Consider the following 26,344-nt stretch of genomic DNA (forward strand, 5'->3'; position numbering starts at 1 on the left):
GGCGGCACCGGTAACGAAACTCGAAGAGGGGATTTCATCATTGCGATGGCCGCATTTCAATTATGAAAACCCTACCCCGCTCCACCGCCTTCGGCCCCAGGGCGGATGCGATTGGCATGTATCTTGCTTGATGGAAGTCATTCCTCCCCTGCCCTTACCCACCACGGAGCTCCCCATGATGACTTCCCCCGAACCCGACCTGCCGGCCAGCGCCGGCCTGCGGCTGCGCATGGCGATGCAGGCCGAGCAGCCTCTGCAGGTGGTCGGCGCCATCAACGCCAACCACGCGCTGCTCGCGCGGCAGGCCGGCTTTCGCGCCATCTACCTGTCGGGCGGCGGCGTGGCGGCGGGTTCGCTGGGCGTGCCCGACCTGGGCATCGTCGGCCTGGAGGACGTGCTGACGGACGTGCGCCGCATCACCGAGGTCTGCCCCCTGCCCCTGGTGGTCGATGTCGACACCGGCTTTGGCGCGTCGGCCTTCAATGTGGCGCGCACCACCCGTTCGATGATCGCCGCCGGCGCCGCCGCCATGCAGATCGAGGACCAGGCCGGCGCCAAGCGTTGCGGCCATCGCCCCAACAAGGAAGTGGTGTCCCTGCCGGAGATGGTCGATCGCATCAAGGCGGCGGTCGACGCCCGCACCGATCCGCACTTCGTCATCATCGCCCGCACCGATGCGCTGGCCAGCGAAGGCCGGCAGAGCGCGTTGGAGCGGCTGTCCGCCTGCATCGAGGCCGGCGCCGACATCGCCTTTCCCGAAGCGGTCCACGATCTCGAGGGCTTCCGCGATTTCGCCCGCGCGCTGCCAGCGCCCATCCTGGCCAATATCACCGAATTCGGCCAGACGCCGCTGTTGACGGTGCAGGAACTGGCAGCCGCCCAGGTCGCCATGGTGCTCTATCCGCTGTCGGCGTTTCGCGCCATGAACCGCGCGGCCCAGCGCACCTACGAGGCGATCCGCCGCGACGGCACCCAGCGCGGCATGATCGACCAGATGCAGACGCGCATGGAACTCTATGAAAGCATCGGCTATTTCGCCTATGAAGCGCGGCTGGACGCGCTGTACGCTGGCAAGGCCGCCTGATACGCGCTGAAGACAGCCGGGCGCCGACCCGGCGACAACGGAACGGAGACAAACGCATCGTGCAGCCCCCCGAGCAAGATCCCTATCTGCAGGCCTATGACCCGGACGCGGAATATGGCCGCCATTTCAGCGTGCCGGCCTTCGCCGCCGAGCACGGCCTGCAGGCCGGCCGCCTGCCCTACGTGGCGCGCGTGCTGATCGAGAACGCGTTGCGGCATGAAAGTGCCCTCCACGGCCATCGGCCGCACGCGTTGGCCCTGTTGCAGGCCTATCATCCCGACGCGCCGGCGCCGGACGCGCCCGCCGATGTCTGGCTGCATCCGACGCGGGTGCTGGCGCAGGACGTCAGCGGCATTCCCAGCCTGATCGACCTGGCCGCCATGCGCGATGCGCTGCAGGCGCGCGGCGGCGACCCGCGCCGCATCAATCCCCTCATTCCCACCGACCTGATCGTCGATCATTCGCTGATCGCCGAGGAAGGCGGCCATGCCGGCGCGCGCCAGGCCAACGAGGCGCGCGAATACCGCCAGAACCGCGAACGCTACACCTTCCTCAAATGGGCCCAGGGCGCGTTCGACAATCTGCGCCTGGTGCCGCCCGGCAAGGGCATCCTGCACCAGATCAACATCGAGTACCTGGCCGAGGTGGCCACCATGCGGCGCACGCCGCAGGGCGCGGCGGTGACCTGTCCCGACACCCTGGTCGGCACCGACAGCCACACCACCATGGTCAATGCCCTGGGCGTGCTGGGCTGGGGCGTCGGCGGTATCGAGGCGGAGGCCGCGATGCTGGGCGACGCGCTGGTGTTGCGCGCGCCCGAGGTCATCGGCGTGCGGTTGTTCAACCAGCCGGCGCCCGGCGTCACCGCCACCGACCTGGTGCTCAACCTGACCCGTGTCCTGCGCGAGGCCAAGGTGGTGGCGCAGTTCGTCGAGTTCACCGGCGAGGCGCTGGACGGCGTGCTATCGCTGGAAGACCGCGCCACGCTGGCGAACATGGCGCCCGAGTACGGCTCGACCTGCGCCTACTTCCCGGTCGACGAGGAAACCCTGGCCTATCTGGCCCGCACCGGCCGCGACGCGGTGCACATCGAACGCGTGCGGCGCTATGCCCAGGCCGCCGGGCTCTGGCGCACGCAGGAACGTCCCGGCTACAGCCGGCTGGTCGAGGTCGATCTGTCGCAGTTCACGCGCGTGGCGGCCGGCCCCAGCCGGCCGCAGGACCGCCTGCCGCTGGAGGAAGTGCCGTTGACCTTCGCCAAGGCCACCGCCGCCCTGCCCCGCCATGAGCATGCCGACCTGCCGCAGGGCGCGGTGGTGTTGGCGGCGATCACCAGTTGCACCAACACCTCCAATCCGCGCCTGCTGGTGGCCGCCGGGCTGCTGGCGCGCAAGGCGCGGACGCTGGGGCTGCGGCCCGCGGCGTGGACCAAGACGTCGTTCACGCCCGGCTCGCGGGTGGTGACCGACTACCTGCGCGCCAGCGGACTGCAGGACGCGCTGGACGCGGTGGGTTTTCACGCCGCCGGCTATGGCTGCGCGACCTGTGCCGGGCTGTCGGGCTCGCTCGCGCCGGCGGTGGAGCAACGCATTGCGGACGGCTCGCCGCGCGTGGCGGCGGTGCTGTCGGGCAACCGCAATTTCCCCGGCCGTGTCCATCCGCTGGCGCGCGCCAATTACCTGGTGTCGCCGCCGATGGTGGTGGCCTATGCGCTGGCCGGCACGGTCATGCGCGACTTGCAACGCGAAGCGGTCGGCTGGCGCGCCGATGGCACGGCCGTGATGCTGGCGGACCTGTGGCCCAGCGACGCCGAGATCGACGCCGTGGTGGCAGGCTACTTGCGGCCGGCGATGTTCACCGAACGCTACCGCGACGTATTCGAGGGCGATCCGGCCTGGCAGGCCCTGCCCGGCGGCAGCGGCGCCTGCTATCCGTGGGACGCCGACAGCCTCTACCTGCGCCGCCCGCCCTATCTGGACGTGCCGCCGCAGACCGGCGCGGTGCGCATCGAGGGCGCGCGCGCCCTGCTCATCCTGGGCGACTCGGTCACCACCGACCATATCTCGCCCGCCAACGAGATCCCGCCCGAATCGAGCGCCGGGCGTTACCTGCTGTCGCTGGGCGTGCCGGCCGATGCGCTGCACACCTACCTGGCGCGCCGCGGCAACCACCGCGTGATGATGCGCGCCACTTTCGCGCAGCCGACGCTGGTCAACGAACTGCTGCCACAAGGCCCGGCCGGACTGACGCGCCACCAGCCCGACGGCGAGATCCAGCCGATCTACGACGTGGCCATGCGCTACCGCGACGCGGGCGTGCCGGTGGTGGTGGTCGCGGGCAAGGATTACGGCAATGGCTCGTCGCGCGACTGGGCAGCGAAAGGCACGCGGTTGCTGGGCGTGCGCGCGGTCATTGCCGAGAGCTTCGAGCGCATCCACCGCTCCAACCTGGTGAACATGGGCGTCCTGCCGCTGCAGTTGCCGTCAGGCGTCACGCGCCTGACGCTGGGCCTGGACGGCAGCGAGACGTTCGACCTCGAGATTCCGGCCGACCTGGCGCCCCAGGGCGAGGCGCGGTGCGTGATCCGCGGCGTTGGCGCGCCGCGCACGCTGGCGCTGCTCTGCCGCCTGGACAACGAACACGAAATGGATATCTGGCGCGCGGGCGGCATCCTGCCCGCCGTGCTGCGCCAGGCCCTGGAGGATTCGCAGCGCGTTTCACAACCATAAAGATGAGGCAGCGCCTCACGCCCTACCAAGGAGACAACATGAAGTTCGACCGATTCAAGCATCCCCTGTACGCCCTCGCGCTCGCGGCGGGCGTGATGACGGCGTCCGCCGCGAGCGCCGCCGCCTGGCCCGAGAAGCCGGTGCGACTTGTCGTGCCGTTTTCGGCGGGCGGCCAGCTCGACAACATGACGCGGATCTTCGCCACCGGGCTGTCCGATCATCTCAAGCAGCCCGTCATCATCGACAACCGCCCCGGGGCGGGCGGCATCATCGGCTCGGACATGGTGGCCAAGGCCCCGGCCGATGGCTACACCTTCCTGGTGGCTGGCAATGGCGCCATCACCAACAAGCTGCTGCGCAGCAAGATGCCCTATGAGGACAGCGATCTGGTGCCGGTCGGGCTGCTGTTCGAATCGTCCTCGGTCATTGTCGTCAGCGCCAACAGCAAGATCCATTCGCTCAAGGACTGGCAGCAACAGGCCGCCAAGGAGAAGCGCCCCATCCTGTTCGCCACCGCCGGCACCGGCAGCACTGGCCACTTCGTCGCGGAAATGCTGGGCCAGGCGCTCAAGGTGCCGGTCACGGTCGTGCCCTACAAGAGCGGTTCCGAGAGTTCCACCGCGCTGATGGGCGGCCAGGTCGACGCGGCCTCGGAGGCGGCGGTGTCGGTGCGCAGCTATATCGCTTCGGGCCGGGTGCGCGCGCTGGCGGCCACGGCGGACCACCGCTCGCCGCTGCTGCCCGACACGCCCACCACGGCGGAACAGGGCTTCGCCCAGATCAACATCACCCACTGGGGCGGCATGTATGCGCCCAAGGGCACGCCGCAGGACGTCATCAAGGCGATGAACCAGGCCATCGCCGACGTCATGGCCACGCCCAAGGTCCGGCAGCAGTTGGCGGACGCGGGCTACGAGGCGATTCCCGGCTCGGTGGAGAAGTTCGGCAGCTTCATCGCCGCCGAGGACAAACGGCTGGGCGGGATCGTCAAGAGCGCCAACATGAAGGCGGAATGAGCTGCGGCGAGGGATGGGCGGCGCCGCGGCCGCCCACCAGGATCACCATGCCGGCCTCGATGCGCCGCGCCAGGCGCAGCGAACGCGCCCGGTCGCCAACGGCCCGGGCGCGTATCAATAGTCGTCGCTGGCGCCGCGACGATTGCCGCCGGTGATGTCGTCGCGGCCCAGCAGGTGCAGCGCCACCGCCTCGGCCACCTTCATGCCGTCGATGGCGGCCGACATGATGCCGCCCGCGTACCCCGCGCCCTCGCCCGCCGGGAACAGCCCGTCGGTGTTCATGCTCTGGAAATCGTCGCGGCGCGTGATGCGCAGCGGCGACGAGGTGCGCGTCTCGACGCCGGTCAGCACCGCGTCGTGCATGGAAAAGCCCTTGATCTGGCGCTCGAACGCCGGAAGGGCCTCGCGGATGGCGGCGATGGCGTAGTCCGGCAGGCTGGACGACAGGTCGGTGAGCGTCACGCCCGGCTTGTACGACGGCGTGACGCTGCCCAGCGCGGTCGACGGCCGGCCCGCCAGGAAGTCGCCCACCAACTGCGCCGGCGCGCTGTAATCGCCGCCGCCCAGTTCGTAAGCGCGCTTTTCCCAATGGCGCTGGAAGTCGATGCCCGCCAGCGGCGAGTCCTCGATGCCGGGAAAGTCCTTGGGCTCGATGCCGACCACGATGCCGGCATTGGCGTTGCGCTCGTTGCGCGAATACTGACTCATGCCATTGGTGACCACGCCGCCGGGCTCCGACGCGGCGGCCACCACGGTGCCGCCCGGGCACATGCAGAAGCTGTAGACCGCGCGGCCGTTGCCGGCATGGTGCACCAGCTTGTAGTCGGCCGCGCCCAGCACCGGATGGCCGGCGCTGGGACCGAAGCGGGCGCGGTCGATCACCGACTGCGGATGCTCGATGCGGAACCCCAGCGAGAACGGCTTGGCTTCCATGAACACCCCGCGCTTGTGCAGCATGCGGAAGGTGTCGCGGGCGCTGTGGCCCACCGCCAGCACCACGTGGCTGGCGGCAATGAACTCCCCGCCCGCCAGACGCACGCCGCGCACCCGGCCGTCCTCGATCTCGATATCGTCCACGCGGCTCTCGAAGCGGAACTCGCCGCCCAGCGCGGCGATCTGCGCGCGCATCTGCTCGATCATCTTGACCAGGCGAAAGGTGCCGATGTGCGGCTTGCTGACATACAGGATCTCGGGCGGCGCATCGGCGGCGACGAATTCCTGCAGCACCTTGCGGCCGTAATGCTTGGGGTCCTTGACCTGGGTCGAGAGCTTGCCGTCCGAGAACGTGCCCGCCCCGCCCTCGCCGAACTGCACGTTCGACTCGGGTTGCAGGGTGTTCTTGCGCCACAGCCCCCAGGTGTCCTTGGTGCGCTCGCGCACCACCCGGCCGCGCTCCAGGATGATCGGCCGGAACCCCATCTGGGCCAGGATCAGCGCCGCGAACAGGCCGCAGGGGCCGAAGCCGATCACGACGGGGCGACGGCTCTCGGGCAGATCGGCCGGCGCGTGGCCGACGTACTGGTATTCCATGGGCGGCGTCGGCATGACGGTGCGCAACCCGGCGACGCGCTTGAGCACGGCGGCCTCGTCGGCCACCTCGACATCCACGGAATAGGTCAGCGTGATGGCGCTGCGCTTGCGCGCGTCATAGCTGCGGCGGAAGATGGTCAACGCGCGCAGGGCTTCCGGGGCGATCCCCAGGCGGCTACAGGCCGCGGCGCGCAGGGTGTTTTCGATGTCGTCCTGGGAGGTCGACAGGGGCAGGATGATTTCGGTCAGGCGCAACATGAGGCAGGGGAACCGTGTCAGGGTTCAAGGGCTCGTAAAGCGCGTATTAAAACACGCCGACGGCCCTTGCCCCTTGCCTCTTCCCGGTCGCTACCAGCGATGCTGGTACGTCAGCGTCAGCACCGTGCCCGGGGCCGGCAGGCGGCTGGTATTGGTGCTGGTGCGCATCAACTGGCTATAGAGCGGGTAATAGTCGCGGTTGAACAGGTTCTCGACCCCGACGATCAGCGTGTCCTTCGGCGTGACCTGGTAGCGGCTCATCAGGTCCACCGTGAAGTAGCTGCCCACGTCGCGGCGGCCGAAACTCTCGACGCCATCCAGCCGGTAGTCCTTGGCCCCGAAGTAATTGGCCTGGATGCGGTTGCTCCAGCGCTCGTTGGGCCGGTACTGCAGGTACGCGGTGAGCTTGAGCGGCGGAATGCGGTAGCCGGTCATGTCGCGCCATTGGCCGTTGTCGGGCCGCTCGCGTCCCTTCATCCACGTGAACGTGCCGCCCGTGCCCCATTTCTCGTCGTCGGTCAGGTAGTCCACCGTCGCCTCGATGCCGTGGATGCGCTCCTCGGTGCGGGTCAGGATCAGGCCGTTGTTGAAGCTCTGCACATCGCCCAGCTTGGAGGTGGTGTAGAACAGCGCCAGCGACGCGGTCGTGTTGCCCACCCCGCCGCGCCAGCCCAGCTCGTAGTTATTGGTCTTGACCGGCTGCAGGTCGGACGAGCCGATGTCGAAGCCCGGCCGCGCGTTGCGCATCTGCACGCCGATGTCCGGCAACTGGAAGCCCTGGCTGAAGTTGGCGTACAGCTCCTGGCCGCGGATCGGCGCGTAGGTCAGGCCCGCGTTGAACAGGAAGGCGTCGTAGCTGACCGAGCCGCCCCGTACCGAGGCTGGCGACGCCACCCGCGACTGCGACAGGGGCACGAAGTCGCCGAAGCGGGCGGTGGCGTACTCGTAGCGCGCTCCGCCCTGCACCGACCATTGCTCGTTGAAGCGGTGCTCCAGTTGGCCGAAGATGCCGGTGCTGCGCGAGGTCAGCTCGGGCATGTAGGTCAGGCGGCCGGTCTTGCGGAACACCCGGCCGCCGCTGGCGTCGTAGGCGGCCGCGTCGAACACGTCGATCGGCATGTCGCTGCGTTCCTGGTTGAAGTCCATGCCCCACAGCAGTTTCGACTGCTCGCCCAGCGGCGTGTCGATCGTCAGCCGGCTGCCGAACACCTTTGTGTTCTGCATGACCTGGTCGACGTTGCCGCCGCGCGTGACCACGGCGCGCGCGTCGAACGGCGTGAAGCGCGTGTAGTAGTCGCGGTAGTACATCTGCGCCGTGACCTTGCTGCCCAGCAGGTCCAGATGCTGGTATTCGAGGTTCACCAGCGTGTTGCGGATCTGGTTCTGGTCGGCCAGGTCCAGGCCGCCGAGCGGCAGCGCGCGCGCCGTGCCCGGCGGCAGGCGCCCGACCGAGGGATCCGAGGTGTAATCGGAATGCTGGTCGGCGTTGTAGTAGCTGGCCGACAATTGCAGGCGCTGCTTGTCGTCCAGCCGCAGGCCCAGCTTGCCGCCCAGGCTGTAGATGTTGGAGTCGAACAGATCGCCCTGGCTGGGTTCAGGCGCGATGCGGCGGCCGCGCGCGTCGTAGGAGGCGCCGTTGTGGCGCGCGCCCAGGTCCAGCGCGTAGTCCAGCATGCCCTGGCTGCCGGCGAAATGCTGCTGCAGTTGGCCGCCCAGCCCGTCCGAATTCAGCCGGCTCAGCGGGCTGACGGCGGTCACGGTGGTTTCGGCCACCGGTTCGCCGCCGGCGGGCCGGGTGGTGATCGAGACGATGCCGCCGGTGGCCCCGGCGCCGTAGATCGAGCTGCTGCCGCGCAGCACTTCGACGCGCTCGATGGTGGCCGGGTCGATGTTGGCCAGATTGCGCGACGAGTCGCGGTTGGTGTTCAACGGGATGCCGTCCACCAGCACCAGCACGCCGCGTCCGCGCAGCGTCTGGCCGTAGTCGGTCATGGTGCGGCTGGAATCGGCCATGCCCGGCACGGTCTTGGCCAGCACGCTGGCCAGGCTGTCGGAGCCGGTGCGCAGTTCCTGCAAGGCGTCGCGCTCCAGCACGATGGTCTGCTGCACGGGGCTGACCAGGTTGCTGGCCGTGCGCGAGGCGCTGACCTCGATAGGCGCCATCACGGTGGCGCCGCCGCTGGCCGCCTCGGGTTCGATGATGGTGGCCGAGCCTTCCTGCCGCAGCCGCAATGGTTTGCCCTGCAGCAGCGCGGCCAGCGCCTGTTGTGGCGTCATGGACCCGGACAGTGCCGGCGCCTGCATGCCGGCCACGGTCTGGGGCGCATAGAAAATCTGCAGGCCGTGCGTTTCGGCCAGCCGCTTGAGCGCCTGGTCGAGCGATTGCGCCGGCATGTCGATGGCGACGGGCGCCGTCGCCTGCGCGTCGGCCATCCCCGGACCGAACGCCAGCACTGCCGCCATCGCGGCCATCGTCAGGCGCGCGGCCACCGGCGCGCCTTGTCCCATTTTCTTGTGAACCACAGCTTCTGCTCCTGATCCGCTATCGATGGGCCCCATGCCCCACGGAATCAAGAAGAAGACGCAATACGGCAAAAAAACCTGAATGTCTGGCCGAACTATTTTGTAACAGCATCACCGCGCCGAAATCTCGCTGCGGCCGTCGGGCAACTGGCGCACCTGCACCGGCAGGATGTGCGGCAAAGCCGTCAGGAAGGCGTCCGTGTCGCGGGTCTGGAACACGCTGGTCACGGTGAGATGCGCCACCCCGGCTCCCAGCACGATCGGATGCTGCCGGTACCGCGATACTTCCCGCGCCGCCGTGGCGAGGTCGGTATTGCTGAAGCGGATCTGGCCGCCGCGCCAGGCCAGTGTCGCGGCCACGTCGGCGGGCTCGACCGCCCCGGCCTGCCCGGCCGCGCCGATGCGCACGCCCTGCCCGGCCGTGACCGGCACGGCCGCCGCGTCGTGCGCGCCGGCCACCTTGACCGAACCCGACTCCACCAGCACCCGCACTTGGTCCGCGTCGCGGCGCACGTCGAAGCGCGTGCCGGTCACGGTGGCGGTGCCCAAGCCGGCATCGACCACGAACGGGCGGGCGGCGTTCTTCTCGACCGAGAACAGCGCCTCGCCCGCCACCAGCAGCACGCGCCGCTCGGCGTCGTCGAAGTGCACGCGGATATGGCTGTTGCTATTCAATTCGGCGCGGGAACCATCGGGCAGCGCCACGCTGCGCAGTTCGCCAATCTGTGTCTGGTATTCGGTCCAGCCCGCGCCGCGCGGCCACAGCGCCCAGCCGCCCACGGCGAGGATCGCGGCGCCCAGGCTCAGGGCCAGCGCGGCGCGCCGTCCGGAACGGGCCGTGCGGCGCGGCGCTTCGGCCAGGGCGCGCAGGCGCTCGGGCGCGACGGCGTCCGCGGCCTGCCAGATCGATTCCAGCAGGCGGTACTCATAGGCGTGGCGCGGATCGGCGGCCAGCCAGTCGGCGCGCGCCTGTTCTTGCGCGGCGTCCCACTCGCCGGAATGGGCGCGCGCGAACCAGCGCGCCGCCTCGGCGCGGATGGCGTCGGCGCCGGCCTCGCCGCCGGCCTGCCCGGGCGATGCGGCGTCAGTGGGGCGCATACGCCCCCAGCCGCTCGCGCAGATGCAGCGCGGTACGGATCATGTATTTCTCGACCATGTTCTTGCTCAATCCCATGCGTTCGGCGATCTCGGCCTGCGTCAGGCCTTCCAGACGCTGCCAGACGAACACCTGGCGGCACTTGAGCGGCAGTTCCGCCAGCGCCGCTTCCAGCGCCTGGCCCAACTGGCCGGTGCGCGCCTGGGCCATCGGGTCGCCCAAGGGGCTGGCGTGGTCGGCAATGGTATCAAGCGGCACCCATTCCTGCCCGCCGTCGCGGCGGAACTGGTCGACGGCCGCGTTGCGCGCGGCCTGGTGCAGATAGGCGCGCGGCTGCGCCACCTGCGCCGGGTCGGTTTCCAGGCACTTCACCAGCGCGTCGTGGGCCAGGTCGCGCGCGGCGTCGCGGCAGCCCAGCTTGCGGGTCCAGACCGCGAGCAGCTCTTCGTAATAGGCCAGGAAGCCGGAGGGACGGGACGGACGCGAGGACATGACGCACAATCGACAGAGGCATGCATGATAATGGTTTCCATTTTCATAAACAAACCCGGGCGTGATGGCTGCGTCCGCCGCCCTGCCCTCCTTAATGCAGGATGCGCTCCAGGAAGGCGCGCGTGCGTTCATGCCGGGGGTTGTCGAAGAAATCGCCCGGCTCGCCCATCTCGATGATGCGGCCGCCGTCCATGAATACCACCCGGTCGGCGACGTTGCGGGCAAAGCCCATCTCGTGGGTCACGCACAGCATGGTCATGCCGTCCTCGGCCAGCGAGGTCATGGTGTCCAGCACTTCCTTGACCATCTCCGGATCGAGCGCCGAGGTTGGCTCGTCGAACAGCATGATGCGCGGCTGCATGCAGAGCGAGCGGGCAATGGCCACCCGCTGCTGCTGCCCGCCCGACAACTGGCCCGGGTACTTGCCGGCCTGGTCGGGAATGCGCACCCGCTCCAGGTAGCGCATGGCCAGATCCACCGCCTGCGCGCGCGGCATGCGCCGCACCTGGGTCGGCGCCAGGATGCAGTTCTCCAGCACCGTCAGGTGCGGGAACAGGTTGAAGTGCTGGAACACCATGCCGGCGTCGGTGCGCACGCCGTCCACGGCGCGCAGGTCGTCGCTCAGCTCAACCCCGTTGACCACGATGGAGCCCTGCTGGTGGCGTTCGAGCCGGTTGATGCAGCGGATCATGGTGGATTTGCCGGAACCGGACGGCCCGCAGATCACCAGGCGCTCGCCCGCCCGGACCTGCAGGTTGATGTCCTGCAGCACATGGAAGTCGCCATACCACTTGTGCATGCCGGCGATGGCGATGGCGGGCGGCGTGGAGGCGGAAGGCGTGGTCATCGGAGTTCCCCTTTTTTATAGCGATGTTCCAGCCACATCGAATAGCGCGACAGGCCGAAGCAGATGCAGAAATAGATCGATGCGATGAAGAGATAGGTCTCGACGTAGGGCGTGGGCCAGGCCGGATCGGTCAACGCCGCGCGCCCCGAGCTGAGCAGGTCGAACAGGCCCACGATCAGCACCAGGCTGGTGTTCTTGATCATCACGATGGCGGTGTTGGTGAGCGGCGCGATCACCTTGCGCAGCGCCTGCGGCAGCACCACCAGACGCGTCATCTGCCACCATGAGAGCCCCAGCGCGCGCGAGGCCTCGGTCTGCCCGGGCGGAATGGCCTGCAGGCCGCCGCGGATCACCTCGGCCAGGTAGGCGGCCGAGAACACCGTCAGCGCGATGCCGGCGCGCAGCAGACTGTCGATGGTCATGCCGGCCGGCAGCATGATGGGCAGCACGATCGAGGCCATGAACAGCAGACTGACCAGCGGCAATCCTCGGATCAGCTCGATCACGCCGATGCTGATGAAGCGCGCCGTCGGCAGGCTGCCGCGACGTCCCAGCGCCAGCAGCACGCCCAGCGGCAGTCCGGCGCCCAGCGCGCATACCGCCAGCAGCAGCGTGATCGGCAGGCCGCCCCACGACGAGGTCGGCACCCGCGCCAGGCCGAACATGCCGCCCTGCATCAGCGCCAGGCCCGCCAGCAGCCCCGCGATCCAGATGACCGCCGTGCGGGCGCGCCATTGGCGCGGGCTGAGCGAGAACACCGTCATCGCCAGGATGAACAGGCAGACCACGGTGGGCCGCCATTGCTCGCCGGGCGGATAGATGCCGAACAGGATCTGGCGCATTTTTTCGCCCAGGAAGGCCCAGCAGGCGCCGCTGGCCTGGCGGCAGACGGCGCCCGTGGCGCCCGGCCAGACGGCATCCAGCACCGCCCAGTTCAGCAGCTTGCCGGCAGCGGCCAGCACCAGCGCCAGCGTGGCCACGGTGGCGAGCGCGCTGACGGCGCTGCCGAACAGGCGATGCCAGGCGCTGTCGCGGCGGTCCGCCGGCGGCGGCAGAACCCGCGGCAGAGAGGAAGGATGGGACAGGCTCATGCGCGTTGCGTCCTCAGGATGCGGCGGTTGTACAGGTTCATGAAGAGCGACACGCTCAGGCTGATGCTCAGGTACACCGCCATCAGCACCGCCACGCCCTCGATGGCCTGGCCGGTCTGGTTGATGGTGGTGGTGATGACGAAGGACAGGTCCGGATAGCCCACAGCCAGCGCCAGCGTGGTGTTCTTGATGACGGACAAGTACTGGCTGGTCATCGGCGGGATGATCACGCGCAACGCCTGCGGCACCACGATCCAGCGCAGCGCGGCGCCGGGCTTCAGCCCCAGCGAATGCGCGGCTTCCCACTGGCCGGCGGGCACCGCGTCGATGCCGCCGCGAATGATCTCGCCGGAGAAAGCGGCCGAGTAGATCGTCAGTCCCACCAGCAAGGCGGTGAATTCCGGCGTGAAGGCGCTGCCGCCGGCAAAATTCAGGCCGCGCAGTGCCGGCACGTCGGCGTGCAGCGAGGCGCCGCCCCACTGCCCCACGGCGGCCACCAGGGCCAGCGCCGCGACCAGGCCCAGGCTGCGCCACGGCACGCTAGGCGCGACGGCGCGCCGTGCCAGGCGCCATGAGCCCCACAGCAGCAGCAAAGCGACGGCCAGCGCCCACCACAGCGGCCCGGTATCGCCCTGCAACGACAGGCTCGGAAAGAACAGTCCGCGCACCGACAGGAACACGCCCGGCAGCGGCTGCAACGCCTGCCGCGCAGGCGGCAGGTTGATCGTCACCAGGCTGTACCAGAACAGCAGTTGCACCACCAGCGGCGTGTTGCGCACGGCTTCCAGGTAGACCGTGGCCACGCCCGTCACCAGCGGATGGCGGCTGCGGCGCGCCAGCGCCAGGCCGAAGCCCAGCAGCGTCGAGGCCGCGATCACCAGCGCCGAGATGTACAGCGTGTTGGCCAGCCCCACCAGGAAGGCGCGGCCGTAGCTGTCGGTGGGCTGGTAGGCCAGCAGGCTTTCGGCGATGGGGAAACGGGCCGCCTCGCCGAGGTAGTCAAAACCCATGGCGATGCCGCGCTGGGTCAGGTTGGCGTGGGCGTTCCAGGCCAGCCAGCCCACGCCGCCGACGAAGGCGCCGGCGATCAGCAGTTGCGCCAGGACGGACCGGGCGCGGCCGTCGAACCAGAGTCGCTTGAACATGATGAGCCCCGCGCGCCGCTCAGTTGAAGACGTACGGGTACATCAGGCCGCCGTCGCGATACAGGCGGTTCATGCCGCGCTCGAGCTTCATCGGGCTGTTCTTGCCGACGTTGCGCTCGAAGATCTCGCCGTAGTTGCCCAATTGCTTGACGATGTTGTAGGCCCAGCGCTCATCCAGCCCCAGCGCCTTGCCGTTGCCCGGCTCCGTGCCCAGGAAGCGGGCGATGCGCGGGTCGTCGGACTTGAGCATGTCGTCGACGTTGGCCTGGGTGATGCCCATGTCCTCGGCGGCGATCGGCACCTGGATGACCCATTTGACGATGTCGAACCAGCGGTCGTCGCCATGACGCACCGACGGCGTCAGCGCCTCGCTGTGGCCGCTGGCTGGGAAGATCACGTAGTCGTCCGGGTTTTGCGCCTGGGTCGCGCGCACCGCCGCCAGCGCCGAGGCGTCGGTGATGAGGCCGTCGCAGCGGCCCGAGAAGAACGCCTGGCGCGAGGCCGCGACGTTGTCGAACAGCACGGTCTTCAGGCCCAGCTTGAACTTGCGCGACAGGTCGGCCACCGTCACCTCGTTGGTGGAGCCGGTCTGCACGCAGATGGTGGCGCCGTTCATGTCCTTGGTCTGGGTGATGCCCAGGTCCTTGCGCACCATGAAGGCGTCGTACTCGTAGTAGTTCGGATAAGTGAAGTTGATGCCGTTGGCGTCGCGCCGCAGGGTCCACGAGGTGGTGCGCGGCAGCACGTCGATCTGGCCGGTCTGCAAGGCGGTCAGGCGTTGCTGGCCGGTCAGCGGCACGAAGCGCGTCTTGCTGGCGTCGCCCAGCACCGCGATGGCGATGGCGCGGCAGGTGTCGACGTCCAGGCCCTTCCAGTTGCCGTCCTTGTCGGGCGCCGAGAAGCCGGTGGTGCCATGGCCGGAGCCGCAGATGACGTAGCCGCGGGCGCGGATCTGGTCGACCGTGGGGCTGTTGGCCTGGGTGACGGCCGCCGCCACCGGCGAGGCGCCGGCGGCGGGCACTTGTGTCGCGGTTTGTGTCGCGGCTTGTGCCTCGGGTTGCGCCGCGGGCTGGGCGGCGGCCAGGGCCGGCACGGCGGCCGGGACGCAGGCCGCGATGGCCAGGGCGAGACAACGGTAAGTCTGTTTGAAGCTGAACATGGCAATTCCCCTTGCTATGTGGTGAGCGCCTCGGGGCGCTTCGTGCCGGTCGGCCATGCGCGGCCGGCCGGTGTGTTGAACTGGATTCGGCGCGAGCCGGCGTGCGGGGCGGCGCCAGCGGCGAACGCTCGGCCTGCACCCTTGCCGGCCGGCGCTCAGCGTTGCGCCTGGTACGCCGCCAGCGCGCCGCGCAGGTCGTCCTTGAGCGTGTCCACGTCCTCCAGCCCGATCGACAGGCGCACGATCGGCCGGTCGGTCGCCGGGAAGGCACGGCCCGCCTGCAAGCCCGCCGGGTAATAGGCGGCCAGGCTGTGCACGCCGCCCCAACTGGCGCCGATGGCGAAATGACGCAGCGAATCGAAGAAACCGTTGAACGCCGCCTCGGGCGCCGGCGCCAGCACCATCGAGAACAGGCAGCCGTTGGTGCGGAAGTCGCGCTTCCACAGGCCATGGCCCGGGTCCGACGGCAGCGGCGGATACAGCAGGCGCTCGACCTGCGGCTGGCTTTGCAGCCACTCGGCCACGCGCAGCGTCGCGTCGCTCTGCGCGCGCAACCGCAGCGCCAGCGTCTCCAGGCCGCGCAGCACCAGGAAACAATCGTCCGGGCTGACCTGCTGGCCCAGGATGCTCTGGGTCTCGCGCAGCACGGCGTAGTGGTCGGCGTCGTTCATGCTGATGCTGCCCATCAGCACGTCCGAATGGCCGCCGAAGAACTTGGTGGCGGCCTCGACGCTGAAGTCGACGCCGTGCGCCAGCGGCTGGAAACCCAGCGGGCTGGCCCAGGTGTTGTCCATCATGGTCAGCACGCCATGGCGTCGGGCGGCGGCGGCGATGGCGGGCACGTCGACCATTTCCATGGTGACGGTGCCTGGCGCCTCGATGCAGATCATGCGGGTGGCCGGGCGGATCAAGGCCTCGATGCCCGCGCCGATGGACGGGTCGTACAGCTCGACGTCCACGCCCATGTGCGCCAGCCATTTCTCGCCGAAGGTCTTGAGCGCGCCGTAGCAGGCGGCCGACAGCAGCAGGTGGTCGCCGCCGCGCACGAAGCCCATCACCACCGTCATCAGCGCCGCCGCGCCCGACGGCGTGATGACGCAGTGGCGGCCGCCTTCCAGCGCGGCGATGCGGTCTTCCAGCAGGCGCGCGGTGGGCGTGCCGGTGACGCCGTAGCTGAAGCCGTCGGGCTGGCGGTGCTTGCGGTTGACGAAGGCGTCGAGCGAATCGAACACCACGGTGGAGGCCCGCTGGACGGCGGGCGAGAGACTGGCGAAATCTCTATTAGTCTGATTGATAGCTTTCATCTACTCTATTTGCTGGGCTTAGGAGTGATCGGGAACAGCGCCAGTGTCTGTCTTTCCCACCATTGCCTCAACAATCGAAAAAACTTAGTCAATAAGCGGGACTTATAGATGGACATGCGCGAGATCCAGGTCTTCCGGGCCGTGATGCAGGCCGGCACCACCAGCAAGGCCGCCACCCTGCTGGGCATTTCGCAGCCGGCGGTGAGCCAGGCCATCCGCAAGCTGGAAACCTCGTCGGAACTGCGCCTCTTCGAGCGCGTGCGCGGCCGGCTGGTGCCGACCCAGGAGGCCGGCGCGCTGATGGAGGAAGTGGACCGCTGCTTCGCCGGCTTCGAGTTGATCGAGCACCGCATCCGCAGCCTGAAATCGTTCGGCGTCGGGCGCCTGGCGGTCGGCTCGCTGCCGGCGCTGGGCACCGGTTTCATGCCGCGCGCCATTGCCGCCTTCGGCCTGCAGGACCGCCGCATCCAGATGTCGTTCCAGATCATGAGTTCGCGCGAGGTGCTGCGGCAGGTCGCGGCCGGCCAGCTCGATTTCGGCCTGATGGCCGACGAGCTGTCGGTGGCCGGCCTGGAGCACTCGGAATTCCTGCGGCTGCCGGGCGTGATCGCCATGCACAGCCGCCATCCGCTGGCGGCGCGGCCGCGCATCACGCTGCGCGACCTGACCGAGCACGCCTTCATCGCGCTCAACCCCGAGGACGCCAGCCGTCGACGGCTGGAAGCGGCGCTGCACGACCAGGGCCTGGCGCTGCGCCCGGTGCTGGAGACGCCCTACTCCAACTCCGTCTGCGAGTTCGCCCTGCACGGCGTGGGCATCGGCATGGTGCATCCGGTCATGGCGCTGGACTACCTGGCGCGCGGGCTGGCCATCAAGCCGCTGGAACTGGACATCGGCTTTGCGTGCCTGCTGGTGTTCCGGCCCGGCACACCGCTTTCGGAAAACGCGCGGGCGTTGCTGAAAGCGATGCGCATCGAGCTGGAGCGGGACCTCAAGCGGATCCGGACGGCACTCAGTACTTGAAGCTCAGGCGCGCCCAGAGGGTGCGGCCGGGTTCATTGAAGGCCGTGTTGGCGGCAAAGCCGAAGCCGGCGTCGCCCGCCAGGTTCAGGTGCTCGGCGTAGGTCTTGTTGAACAGGTTGTCCACGCCCAGCGACAGCTTGACCTGCTTGCTGACCGCGTAGCCGCCGTTCAGCGAGAACACGCCGAAGCCGGCGCTGGGGCCGAAGTCCTTGCCCACCACGTTGCCCTGGTTCAGCGCGTAGCGGCGCTGCGCCGCCACCAGCCGCCACAGCGCGCCGGCCGACCAGGTGCCGTCGTCGTAGGCGGCGCTGAGCTTGGCCTCCAATGGCGGCATCTGCGGCAAGGCGCGGCCGTCGCTGCGATTCTGGCCCCAGGCATACGCCAGCGTCGCGCCCAGCTTCCAGCGCGGCGCCGCCTGGTAGGACAGCCCCAGTTCGCCGCCGGCGATGCGGGCGTCGATGTTGGCGGCCTGCGTCGAACTGCCGTGTCCGCCATGGCCGCCATGCATGCCGCCCATGCCTCCCATGCCCCCCATGCCGCGCTTGGCGTAGTCGAAGAGGATGAAGTCGTCGACATAGCCGGCGTAGCCGGACAGCCAGGCATCCAGGGTCTCGGTCTTGTACTGCGCGCCGAAATCGAGCTGCGTCGTCTTTTCGGGCTTGACGCCGCGGAACGCATTGACCGAGCCGTCGGGTCCCTTTTTCGGCGAGAACAGTTCCCAGTAGTCCGGGAAGCGTTCCGCGTGGCCCAGGCCGACGTACACCGTGGCCGGCAGGTCCGCCAGGTCCCGTTCGTAGCGCAGGAAGCCGCTGGGCAGCGTCTCGTTGCGGCGTTCGCCGGCCGTCGGGTTGGGCATCGGCATCATCATCGAACCATTGTCGCGGCGGAAGTCCTTGGCCGAGGCCCAGTCCACCCGCGCCCCGCCGATGATGCGGCTGTCCTGCGTGGCGTGCCAGGTCAGCTCGCCGAACAGGCCGGTATTGGCGAAGCTCGCGTCCTTGACCCAGTTCTGCGAGCGGTACGAGACCGTGTCCGTGCCGCTGCGAGAGCGGTGCCGGCTCTGCTGGAAATCCAGTCCGGTCACCAGGCTCAGGTCCGGCGCCAGGTTCCAGGTGCCGGCGACGCGCCCGCCCCAGGTGGCGCGATCCACGTTCGAGGCCATCGCCATCGGCATCATGCCGTGCGGGTCCGGCGTGCGCAGCGTGTAGTTGTCCATCACGTGATCTGCGTAGTTGTAGTAGAGCTGCGCCTCCAGCTTGTCCAGCACGCCGCCCAGGTTGCGCTTCTCGAAGCGCAGGCCGAAGCTTTCGCGCTTGAACTGCGAGCCGTCCATGCCGCGCCCGGCGTAGCGCGCGTTGCCATCGCCTGTGCCGGCCGTCAGCTCGTACAGCGTGTCGGCGTCGGGCGTGAAACCCAGCGCAACGTCGGCGTTCCACTTGTCCCAGCGCGACGGCACCTTGTTGCCGTCGCCGTCCTTGTAGTCCTGGGCGTGCGAGTGGTTGGCGGTGATGCGGGCGTAGACCTTGTCGTTGCCCATGGTCAGGTCGGCGGCCTGGTCGTTGCGGCCGTTTGATCCGCCCACGAGGCTGCCGTCCAAGCGCACGCCGGGCTCGGTGAAACGCGGCGTGTCGCGGTCGAAGCGGATGGTGCCGGCCGAGGCGCCCGGCCCCCACAGCACCGTCTGCGGGCCCTTGATGACGGTCAGCTTGTCGAAGTTTTCGGGCGAGATGTACGAGCTGGGCGCGTCCATGCGCGCCGGGCAGGCGCCGGGCATCGAGGTGCCGTTGGTCAGGATGTTCAGGCGCGAGCCGAACATGCCGCGCAATACCGGGTCGCCGTTGGTGCCGCCGTTGCGGATGGCCGAAAAGCCGGGAATGGTCTTGAGGTAGTCGGTGCCGTCGCTGGCCGGCAGGGGCTGGCGCGGGATCTTGGGGTCGGTCGTGAAGGTCAGCGGCGCGCTCGGGGCCACGCCGGTGATCACCACCGGATCGACGGTCGTGATGGCGTCGACGCCGGCGGCCTGCGGCCAGGCGGGAAACGACGCGGCCAGGGCGCAGGCCAGGCCGGTCGCCCGCAGGATGTCGTTGTTCTTGTGCATGAGAGTCTCTGGATCTGAACGGGCTGGACGCGCGCGGCCACGCGGGCCGCAAGCAAGGCGCGCCAGCAACAACGGGAACGGGTGGGGTTCAGGCCAGGACGGGCGGCGCGCGCGACTGCCGCGGCAATCGCGCCTGCGCGCTGGAGAAGTGGATGTCGACGGTGGGCGCCGGCAGCGCCTGCCGCACCACGGGCAGGCGCCAGGCCAGCGGCAGCAGCCCGGACAACGCCGCGGCGCCGAGCATGGCGCAGCCGGCGAAGCAGCAATGCGGCAAGGCGCCGCTGTGTTGTTGCGCGTCCTGCGCGACGCCGCCCTCGGCGTCCAGCGTGACCACGCGCGGGCCGCTGGCCGTGCAGATGATGGTGGTGGCGCCCGCCCTGGCGCCGGGGCCGGGCAGCGCGGCGGAGGCGATCAGCGCCTGGAACACGAACAGGAACGCCGCGGCTAACGCGGTCCATCGTCTCCCGGTATTGGCGCCCGTGTGCATTCGCATCCCCTCGAAGGCGCCGATGGTAGCACGCAGGATCCGGCCAAAAAGGTGCGCGGCGCCTTGTAGGACGTTCGGAAACGCGCCAACGACCGCGGCCGATGCGCGGGCTTGATCCGCATCAAGCCCGCGCCTCGGATCAGGCCGCCTGGCGCAGGCGACGGCGCGACGGATCGGGGCGCGGCACGGCGGCGATCAACCTGCGCGTGTAGTCCTGCGCGGGCGCCTCGAAGATGCGGTCGCACTCGCCCTCTTCCACCAGTTCGCCCGCGGCCATGATGGCGACCCGGTCGGCGAAGTGACGCACCACGCCCAGGTCGTGCGAGATGAACAGGTAGGTCAGCCCCTGCTCGGCCTGCAGGTCGGCCAGCAGGTCCAGCACCTGCGCCTTGACCGAGACGTCGAGCGCCGACACGGCCTCGTCGGCGATGATGAAGCACGGCTCCAGCGCCAGGGCGCGGGCGATGGCGATGCGCTGGCGCTGGCCGCCCGAGAACTGGTGCGGGAAGCGCTGCGCGTGCTCGGGCCGCAGTCCCACCCGCGCCAGCAGCGCCTGCATGCGGTCGCGGCGCTCGTCGGGTGAGTACAGTTTGTGGATCACCATGCCGTCCATGATGGCGTCGCCGACCCGGCGGCGCGGATTCAGGCTGGAATAGGGATCCTGGAAAATCGTTTGCACCTGGCGCCGGAACGCCATCAGCCGACTGCCCGCCAGATGGCGCACGTCGTGGCCCGCCAGCTCGATATGGCCTGAGGTTGGACGCAACAGTCCGGCGATGCAGCGGCCCAGGGTGCTCTTGCCGGATCCCGATTCGCCTACCAGCGCCAGCGTGGTGCCCGACGCCACCGCCAGGCTGACGCCCCTGACCGCGTGCACCAGCCGCGTCGGCTGGCCCAGCAGGCCGCGGGCGGCGACATAATCCTTGGTGACGCCTTCGGCGCGCAAAATGAATTCGCTCATGATGAGGATCCTTGTGCCTCGGCCCGCGCACGCCGCGCCAGCCGGCGGCCGCGATCGCGCGGCGCGTCGACGTCCGGCACGGCGGCCAGCAGCGCCTGGGTGTAGGGATGCGCGGGCCGGCCGAAGATCTGGCCCACGTCGCCCTCCTCCACCACTTCGCCCGCCCGCATCACCACCACGCGGTCGGCGATCTCGGCCACCACGCCCAGGTCGTGCGTGATGAACAGCACGGCGGCGCCGGTCTCGGCCTGGATTGAAAACAACAGTTCCAGCACCTGGGCCTGCACCGTCACGTCCAGCGCGGTGGTCGGCTCGTCGGCGATGATCAGCCGTGGCGACAAGGCGCAGGCGATGGCGATCATGACCCGCTGCCGCATCCCGCCGGACAGCTCATGCGGATAGGCCTTGGCGCGCTGCGCCGGTTCGCGGATGCCGACCCGCTCCAGCAGCGCCACCGCCCGCTCCCAGGCGGCCTGGCGGCCGATGTCGCCATGGATGCGCATGACTTCGGCAATCTGGCTGCCGACGTTGCGGCCGGGGTTGAGGGCGGTCATCGGCTCCTGGAACACCATGGCGATGTCCTTGCCGCGCAGCGCGTCGCGTTCGCGCTCGGTGGCGCGCAACAGGTCGCGGCCGGCGAAACGCAGCTCGTCGGCCGCGACCCGTCCGGGCGCGTCCACCAATCCCATCAGGGAAAAGCCGGTGACCGATTTGCCCGAGCCCGATTCGCCCACCAGGCACACCACCTCGCCGCGCCGCAGGGTCAGGTCCACGCCCTTGACCGCGGCGAACGTCCCCTGCGGCGTGTCGAAATCGACGGTCAGGTTCCTGACCGACAGCAGCACATCCGTTTCGGGGCTCATCGTTGCAACTCCGGATTGAGCGCGTCCTGCAGCCAGTCGCCCAGCACGTTGACGGCCAGCACCGTGAAGAACAGCGCCAGCGCCGGCACCAGCACCGGCCATGGATTTGTGAACAGGTAATCCTTGAGCGAGCCGACCATCTGCCCCCACGACGGCACCGGCGGACGCACGCCCAGGCCGAGAAAGCTCAGGCCCGCCTCCAGCAGCATCGCGAAGGAAAAAGTGAACGAGGCCTGCACCGCGATGATGGAGCGCATGTTGGGCAGCACCTCGTGCCAGATGATCCAGCCGGTGCCCGCGCCCAGCGAACTGGCCGCCAGCACGTGCTCGCGCGCCCGGATGCCGCGCGCCACGCCCCACGCGACCCGGGCGAACTGCGGCGCGTACAGCACGCCGATGGTGGCGACCAGCGTCGGCAGGTTGCCGCCGATGAAGGCCAGCACCACCAGCGCCACGAAAATCTCCGGCAGCGACACGAACACGTCCACCACCCGGATGGCGGCAGCCTCGGCGCGGCGGCCCAGGAAGGCCACGCCCACGCCGACGGCCACGCCCAGCACGCCGGCCAGGATCACGGCGGCCGCGGCCACCGACAGCGACACGCGGGCGCCGTACACCGCGCGGGCCAGCAGGTCGCGCCCCAGCTCGTCGGTGCCCAGCCAGTGCTGCCAGGATGGCGACGACAGCAGATTGGCGGCGTCGATGCGATAGGGATCGGCCAGCCCCAGCGCCGGCCCGAAGACGGCGGCCAGCACCACCACCGTCAGGAAGCCCAGCGCCAGGTGCACCGGCACGCCGGCCTTGGAAGCTCGAAGGAATGCGATCATGCGGAGGGCCTGCGGATGCGGGGGTCGACGAAACCCTGCGCCAGGTCGATGACCAGGCTGATCAGGATGAACAAGGCGAAGATGGCCAGCAGCGAGCCCTGGATCACCGGATAGTCGCGCGAGAAGGCAGCGCTCACCAGCAGCGAACTCAGGCCCGGCCAGTCGAACAGGGCCTCGATGATGACGGTGCCTCCCAGCAGGTTGCCGGCGCGCACGCCGACGATGGCGATGACCGGCACCAGCGCGTTGGGCAGCGCGTGCCGCAGGATCGCCTTGCCGCGCGGCAGACCCTTGGCGCGGGCCAGCTTGACGTAGTCGCGGCCCATGACGTCTGACAGGCTGGCGCGGGTCATGCGCGCCACCACGCCCATGAAGTTCAGGCCGATGGTCAGCGACGGCAGAATCAGCGCCAGCAGGTGCTGCGCGGGATCGTCCGAGAACGCCACGAAGCCCGACGACGGCAGCCAGCCCAGCGCCAGGCTGAACAGCAGCACCAGCAGGATGCCCAGCACGAACACCGGCGCCGAGAAGCCGGCCACCGCCACCACCGAGGCCGCGGCGCCCGCCAGCCGGCCGCGCGAGCGCGCCGCCACCACGCCCAGCGGCACTCCCAGCAGCACGGCCACCAGCAGGCCGGCGCCGATCAGTTCCAGGCTGCGCGGAATGCGCCGCGCCAGCTCGTCGGCCACCGGCTCGCCGGTGCGCAGCGACACGCCCAGGTCGCCGCACGCCAGCGCGCCGGCCCAGTGCGTGAACTGCGTGCCTAGCGGCAGGTCCAGGCCGAGCTGGGAGCGCACCCGCGCCACGGCCACCGGATCGCTGCCGGCCTGATCGCCCAGCATGATGGCGACCGGATCGCCCGGCAGCAGGTGGATGGCGATGAAGACCACGCCCGTCGCCAGCGCCAGGGTGACGATGGCCGACGCCAGGCGTCTGAACAGGAAAGGCAGCATGCCGGCCTCAGTTGATCCACATGGTCGGCAGCGAAATGCCCGGGCTGCTTTCGCTCAGCGCGCCGCCCAACTGCGTGTAGCCGTGCACCTTGCGCAAGTAGCCCTGGGCCTGTTCGCGCCAGCTCACGAACACCCAGGGACTGGTCTCCAGGATGCGCTTTTCGGCCTGCTGGTAGATCGGCTGGCGCGCCTTCGTGTCGGTCAGCGCGCGGCCCTCGGCCAGCAGTTTTTCCAGCTCGGGGTCGCGGTAGCCGATCGGCTTTGCCCAATAGCTGGAGTCGCCGCCCAGGTAATAGGCGTAGGCATCGGGGTCGGGCAGCTTGACCGACACGCCGTAGATCATCGAGTCATAGTCGCCGCGGTTCTTGCGCTCGACCAGCGTGGCCCATTCGACCGGCTCCAGCTTCAGGTTGATGCCGACATCCTTCAGGTTGGCCTGCACCACCTGCGCCATCGTGGTGTAGATGCCCAGGCCCTGGAACACCACCATCGACGCGTCCACGCCATTGGCGTAGCCAGCCTCGGCCAGCAGCGCGCGGGCCTTGGCGGTGTCGCGCTTGTAGGTGCCGTCCAGCGACTTGTCGTAGTACGGCGAATCCTCGGGCGTCGGCGCGCCGTAGATGGGCTTGCCATAGCCGAAGAAGGCGGCCTTGGACACGGCCTCGCGGTCGATGGCGTACGACACCGCGCGGCGCACGCGGGCATCATCGAACGGCTTCTTGCTGGCGTTGAACCAGACGCTCATGAAGGCGCCGCCGGCGGTGTCGATCCTGGTGCCGGCATTGCGGCGCAGGACGTCGATGTCCTTCCACGGCACGAAGTCGATCATGTCCAGCGACTGGCTGCGCAGCGCGTTGACGCGCGCGTCGTCGCTTTTGATCATGCGGAAGTCAACGCCGTCCAGGTACGGCTGCCCGGCCACGAAATAGCGCGGGTTGCGCACCAGGCTGGCGCGCACGGCGGGTTCGTAGCTCTTCAAGAGGAACGGGCCGGTGCCGTTGGCCGACAGCTTCAGGTTGGCGCCGCTCTCGACCCACTTGCGCGACACGATGGCCGCCTCGGGCAAGGCCAGCACGCTCAGCATGGTGGCGTCGGGCGACGGCTTTTCGACCTTGACGGTGGCGCGATCCACCACGGTGACGGTGGCGCCCAGCAGGTTCGAGCGCAGCGTGGCGCCGGTGCCCGGCTCCAGGATGCGGTCGAGCGAGAACTTGACGTCGTCGGCGGTCACCGGCGTGCCGTCCTGGAACGCCACGTCGGGCCGCAGGTGGAACACGATCGTGCGGGCGTCGGGCTGGTCCCAGCTTTGCGCCAGGCGCGGCACGATGGCGCCGCTCTTGTCGTAGCCCGCCAGCGGGCTGTAGAGCGCCTCGATCAGGACCTTCCAGGCGCTGCCGCCGTAGACGTGCGGATCGAGCGACACGATTTCCGACACCGTGCCATAGCGCAGCGTGCCGCCGGGCTTGGGCGTGTCGGCCGCGTGCGCGACTGCGGCGGCGGCCGCCAGCGCGCACGCGCCCGCCAGTTGCGCCATCCGGCGCCAGGTCTGCTTGAACGTCATGTTGTACCCCTTTTGCTCTGGATTATCCGCTTGCCAGGCGCGCCCTCAGGACGGCAGCGCCTCGACCAGGCGGTCAATTTCAGTGGAATCGTTGTAGTAGCTCGGCGAAATGCGCAGGTTGCCGCCGCGCACCGCCAGATCCACGCCCGCCTCGCGCAGGCGCAGCGCCAGTTCCTGCGCATCCTGGCCCGAGTGCTTGAACGACAGGTTGCCCGAGGCCTCGCCCGGCGCGCGCGAGCTGACGATCTGGTAGCCCTTGCGTTGCAGCGCGGCGCTGGCGTAATCGGTCAGCTCCAGGATATGCGACTCGATCCGGGCCGGCGTCAGCGCCAATTGGATGCGCACCGCGGCGTCCAGGCCCCAGATGCCGGTGAAGTTGGCCAGGGCCTCCTCGAAGCGCCCGGCGTTGGCCCGGTACTCCAGCAGGTAGTGCATGTGGTCCTCGGTGCTGTCGACGCTGTGATAGCCCACGCTGGGCGGATCCAGCAGGCCCAGCACGCTCTTGCGGCAATAGAAATAGCCGGTGCCGATCGGCGCCAGCATCCACTTGTGGCCGCCCACCGACAGGAAATGGACGCCCAGCCTCTCCACGTCCAGTTCGAGCGAACCGGCCCACTGGATCGCGTCCAGGTTCAGGTAGACGCCGCGCTCGTTGCACAGGTTGGCGGTGGCCTCCAGGTCCTGGCGAAAGCCGTTGGAGAACTGCACCGCGCTCAGCGACACCAGGCGGGTGCGGTCGTCCATCAGCTTGCGGATGTCATCGACGAGGATGCGGCCGTTGCGGTTCTTGACCCAGCGGATGGTCACGCCGCGCGCGGCCAGCTTCATCCAGCAATAGACGTTGGACGGGTATTCGATGTCCGGCAGGATCAGGTTGTCGCCGTCGCGCCAGGGAAAGCCGTTGGCCACGTTAACCAGCCCTTCGGTGGTGTTCTTGACGTAGGCGATCTCATCGCGATGGGCGCCGATCAGGCGGCCGATGCGGGCCTTGATGGTCTCCTCGGCGTAGCGGCACCACTCGGGATAGGCGTTGCGGCCGTTGTCGCGCACGTCCTCCATGAAGCGGTTCACCGCCGCCACCACCGGCAGGCTCAGCGCTCCGATCGAGGCGTTGTTCAGGTAGGCCCGCCGCTGCTTGATCGGAAACGCGTCGCCGATATTGCTCCAGTCGAGCTGTTCGATGCCGTTGCGGTCATCGGGAAAAAGTGCCGCGGGTCCGCCCACGGAAACCGGTTTGTCGAGGATATTCACGCCGCGCCTCTTTCATTGAAGGTGGGATGATCCTAAGATTGCGTGA

21 protein-coding genes are annotated in these 26,344 nt (G+C 69.1%); 4 read left to right on the forward strand and 17 right to left on the reverse strand.

Annotated features, from left to right (window positions below; translation table 11 throughout):
- Positions 1–175 precede the first annotated feature (175 nt).
- The 3 genes from prpB to AAID08_RS14220 are packed head-to-tail and all read left to right on the forward strand — an operon-like array spanning position 176 to position 4,829.
- Complete coding sequence (gene prpB, locus AAID08_RS14210; RefSeq protein WP_054502479.1) at positions 176–1,084, forward strand: methylisocitrate lyase; 909 nt, start codon at positions 176–178, stop codon at positions 1,082–1,084.
- Between the two features lie 59 nt (positions 1,085–1,143).
- Entirely contained in the window at positions 1,144–3,813 is a 2,670-nt protein-coding gene (acnA, locus tag AAID08_RS14215) for an aconitate hydratase AcnA (protein ID WP_395757776.1), read from the forward strand.
- Between the two features lie 38 nt (positions 3,814–3,851).
- The gene (locus AAID08_RS14220) at positions 3,852–4,829 is read left to right on the forward strand and encodes a tripartite tricarboxylate transporter substrate binding protein (RefSeq protein WP_054502477.1); all 978 of its coding nucleotides are present in this window, start codon (positions 3,852–3,854) and stop codon (positions 4,827–4,829) included.
- A gap of 114 nt (positions 4,830–4,943) precedes the next feature.
- Here the strand turns inward: AAID08_RS14220 and AAID08_RS14225 are convergent, their stop codons facing one another.
- The 9 genes from AAID08_RS14225 to metC form a co-directional block, all read right to left on the reverse strand.
- The gene (locus AAID08_RS14225; RefSeq protein ID WP_155865912.1) at positions 4,944–6,617 is read right to left on the reverse strand and encodes an NAD(P)/FAD-dependent oxidoreductase; all 1,674 of its coding nucleotides are present in this window, start codon (positions 6,615–6,617) and stop codon (positions 4,944–4,946) included.
- A gap of 90 nt (positions 6,618–6,707) precedes the next feature.
- Positions 6,708–9,089, reverse strand: coding sequence for a TonB-dependent receptor (locus AAID08_RS14230; protein WP_254603906.1), 2,382 nt, complete (start codon positions 9,087–9,089; stop codon positions 6,708–6,710).
- 162 nt (positions 9,090–9,251) lie between these two features.
- The gene (locus AAID08_RS14235) at positions 9,252–10,238 is read right to left on the reverse strand and encodes a FecR family protein (RefSeq protein WP_144657359.1); all 987 of its coding nucleotides are present in this window, start codon (positions 10,236–10,238) and stop codon (positions 9,252–9,254) included.
- Positions 10,225–10,728 carry a sigma-70 family RNA polymerase sigma factor gene (locus tag AAID08_RS14240; RefSeq protein WP_049073825.1) on the reverse strand — a complete coding sequence of 168 codons (504 nt, stop codon included), beginning with the start codon at positions 10,726–10,728 and terminating at the stop codon, positions 10,225–10,227. Before AAID08_RS14240 ends, AAID08_RS14235 begins: the two co-directional genes overlap by 14 nt.
- Positions 10,729–10,819: 91 nt before the next feature.
- Complete coding sequence (locus AAID08_RS14245) at positions 10,820–11,575, reverse strand: amino acid ABC transporter ATP-binding protein (protein ID WP_395757777.1); 756 nt, start codon at positions 11,573–11,575, stop codon at positions 10,820–10,822.
- A complete protein-coding gene (locus AAID08_RS14250; protein WP_395757778.1) occupies positions 11,572–12,666 on the reverse strand; it encodes an amino acid ABC transporter permease in 1,095 nt (364 codons plus the stop codon). The genes AAID08_RS14245 and AAID08_RS14250 overlap by 4 nt, the downstream gene beginning before the upstream one ends.
- A complete protein-coding gene (locus tag AAID08_RS14255; protein ID WP_395757779.1) occupies positions 12,663–13,811 on the reverse strand; it encodes an amino acid ABC transporter permease in 1,149 nt (382 codons plus the stop codon). The genes AAID08_RS14250 and AAID08_RS14255 overlap by 4 nt, the downstream gene beginning before the upstream one ends.
- A 19-nt stretch (positions 13,812–13,830) precedes the next feature.
- Entirely contained in the window at positions 13,831–14,970 is a 1,140-nt protein-coding gene (locus tag AAID08_RS14260; protein WP_395757780.1) for an amino acid ABC transporter substrate-binding protein, read from the reverse strand.
- A gap of 155 nt (positions 14,971–15,125) precedes the next feature.
- Positions 15,126–16,274: a cystathionine beta-lyase gene (metC, locus tag AAID08_RS14265; RefSeq protein ID WP_372413325.1), complete on the reverse strand. Its 1,149-nt coding sequence runs from the start codon at positions 16,272–16,274 to the stop codon at positions 15,126–15,128.
- A 108-nt stretch (positions 16,275–16,382) separates the two neighbouring features.
- On the opposite strand from metC, the gene AAID08_RS14270 reads away from it, so the two are divergent.
- Positions 16,383–17,297 carry a LysR substrate-binding domain-containing protein gene (locus AAID08_RS14270; RefSeq protein WP_054502469.1) on the forward strand — a complete coding sequence of 305 codons (915 nt, stop codon included), beginning with the start codon at positions 16,383–16,385 and terminating at the stop codon, positions 17,295–17,297.
- Here AAID08_RS14270 and AAID08_RS14275 read toward each other — a convergent pair.
- The 8 genes from AAID08_RS14275 to AAID08_RS14310 form a co-directional block, all read right to left on the reverse strand.
- Positions 17,287–19,395 carry a TonB-dependent copper receptor gene (locus AAID08_RS14275; protein WP_395757781.1) on the reverse strand — a complete coding sequence of 703 codons (2,109 nt, stop codon included), beginning with the start codon at positions 19,393–19,395 and terminating at the stop codon, positions 17,287–17,289. The two genes, AAID08_RS14270 and AAID08_RS14275, sit on opposite strands and share 11 nt — an antisense overlap.
- An 88-nt stretch (positions 19,396–19,483) precedes the next feature.
- Positions 19,484–19,882: a DUF2946 family protein gene (locus tag AAID08_RS14280; protein ID WP_175189361.1), complete on the reverse strand. Its 399-nt coding sequence runs from the start codon at positions 19,880–19,882 to the stop codon at positions 19,484–19,486.
- Between the two features lie 139 nt (positions 19,883–20,021).
- On the reverse strand, positions 20,022–20,843 hold the full coding sequence (locus tag AAID08_RS14285; protein WP_395757782.1) for an ATP-binding cassette domain-containing protein: 822 nt from the start codon (positions 20,841–20,843) through the stop codon (positions 20,022–20,024).
- Positions 20,840–21,706: an ABC transporter ATP-binding protein gene (locus AAID08_RS14290; protein ID WP_144657371.1), complete on the reverse strand. Its 867-nt coding sequence runs from the start codon at positions 21,704–21,706 to the stop codon at positions 20,840–20,842. The genes AAID08_RS14285 and AAID08_RS14290 overlap by 4 nt, the downstream gene beginning before the upstream one ends.
- Complete coding sequence (locus AAID08_RS14295) at positions 21,703–22,533, reverse strand: ABC transporter permease (protein ID WP_054502464.1); 831 nt, start codon at positions 22,531–22,533, stop codon at positions 21,703–21,705. The genes AAID08_RS14290 and AAID08_RS14295 overlap by 4 nt, the downstream gene beginning before the upstream one ends.
- On the reverse strand, positions 22,530–23,486 hold the full coding sequence (locus tag AAID08_RS14300) for an ABC transporter permease (RefSeq protein ID WP_395757783.1): 957 nt from the start codon (positions 23,484–23,486) through the stop codon (positions 22,530–22,532). The genes AAID08_RS14295 and AAID08_RS14300 overlap by 4 nt, the downstream gene beginning before the upstream one ends.
- 7 nt (positions 23,487–23,493) lie before the next feature.
- Entirely contained in the window at positions 23,494–25,047 is a 1,554-nt protein-coding gene (locus AAID08_RS14305) for an ABC transporter substrate-binding protein (RefSeq protein ID WP_054502462.1), read from the reverse strand.
- A 45-nt stretch (positions 25,048–25,092) separates the two neighbouring features.
- Positions 25,093–26,298, reverse strand: coding sequence for an aminotransferase class V-fold PLP-dependent enzyme (locus tag AAID08_RS14310; protein ID WP_054502461.1), 1,206 nt, complete (start codon positions 26,296–26,298; stop codon positions 25,093–25,095).
- Between the last annotated feature and the right edge of the window lie 46 nt (positions 26,299–26,344).

It is taken from the genome of Achromobacter sp. EB05, assembly GCF_044232075.1.
GTDB lineage: Bacteria > Pseudomonadota > Gammaproteobacteria > Burkholderiales > Burkholderiaceae_B > Achromobacter > Achromobacter dolens.

Coding starts and splice junctions, on each gene's coding strand:
- prpB (WP_054502479.1), top strand. CDS start 176: ATGATGACTTCCCCCGAACCCGACCTGCCGGCCAGCGCCGGCCTGCGG.
- AAID08_RS14220 (WP_054502477.1), top strand. CDS start 3,852: ATGAAGTTCGACCGATTCAAGCATCCCCTGTACGCCCTCGCGCTCGCG.
- AAID08_RS14225 (WP_155865912.1), bottom strand. CDS start 6,617: ATGTTGCGCCTGACCGAAATCATCCTGCCCCTGTCGACCTCCCAGGAC.
- AAID08_RS14230 (WP_254603906.1), bottom strand. CDS start 9,089: ATGGCCGCGATGGCGGCAGTGCTGGCGTTCGGTCCGGGGATGGCCGAC.
- AAID08_RS14235 (WP_144657359.1), bottom strand. CDS start 10,238: ATGCGCCCCACTGACGCCGCATCGCCCGGGCAGGCCGGCGGCGAGGCC.
- AAID08_RS14240 (WP_049073825.1), bottom strand. CDS start 10,728: ATGTCCTCGCGTCCGTCCCGTCCCTCCGGCTTCCTGGCCTATTACGAA.
- AAID08_RS14245 (WP_395757777.1), bottom strand. CDS start 11,575: ATGACCACGCCTTCCGCCTCCACGCCGCCCGCCATCGCCATCGCCGGC.
- AAID08_RS14250 (WP_395757778.1), bottom strand. CDS start 12,666: ATGAGCCTGTCCCATCCTTCCTCTCTGCCGCGGGTTCTGCCGCCGCCG.
- AAID08_RS14255 (WP_395757779.1), bottom strand. CDS start 13,811: ATGTTCAAGCGACTCTGGTTCGACGGCCGCGCCCGGTCCGTCCTGGCG.
- AAID08_RS14260 (WP_395757780.1), bottom strand. CDS start 14,970: ATGTTCAGCTTCAAACAGACTTACCGTTGTCTCGCCCTGGCCATCGCG.
- metC (WP_372413325.1), bottom strand. CDS start 16,274: ATGAAAGCTATCAATCAGACTAATAGAGATTTCGCCAGTCTCTCGCCC.
- AAID08_RS14270 (WP_054502469.1), top strand. CDS start 16,383: ATGGACATGCGCGAGATCCAGGTCTTCCGGGCCGTGATGCAGGCCGGC.
- AAID08_RS14275 (WP_395757781.1), bottom strand. CDS start 19,395: ATGCACAAGAACAACGACATCCTGCGGGCGACCGGCCTGGCCTGCGCC.
- AAID08_RS14280 (WP_175189361.1), bottom strand. CDS start 19,882: ATGCACACGGGCGCCAATACCGGGAGACGATGGACCGCGTTAGCCGCG.
- AAID08_RS14285 (WP_395757782.1), bottom strand. CDS start 20,843: ATGAGCGAATTCATTTTGCGCGCCGAAGGCGTCACCAAGGATTATGTC.
- AAID08_RS14290 (WP_144657371.1), bottom strand. CDS start 21,706: ATGAGCCCCGAAACGGATGTGCTGCTGTCGGTCAGGAACCTGACCGTC.
- AAID08_RS14295 (WP_054502464.1), bottom strand. CDS start 22,533: ATGATCGCATTCCTTCGAGCTTCCAAGGCCGGCGTGCCGGTGCACCTG.
- AAID08_RS14300 (WP_395757783.1), bottom strand. CDS start 23,486: ATGCTGCCTTTCCTGTTCAGACGCCTGGCGTCGGCCATCGTCACCCTG.
- AAID08_RS14305 (WP_054502462.1), bottom strand. CDS start 25,047: ATGACGTTCAAGCAGACCTGGCGCCGGATGGCGCAACTGGCGGGCGCG.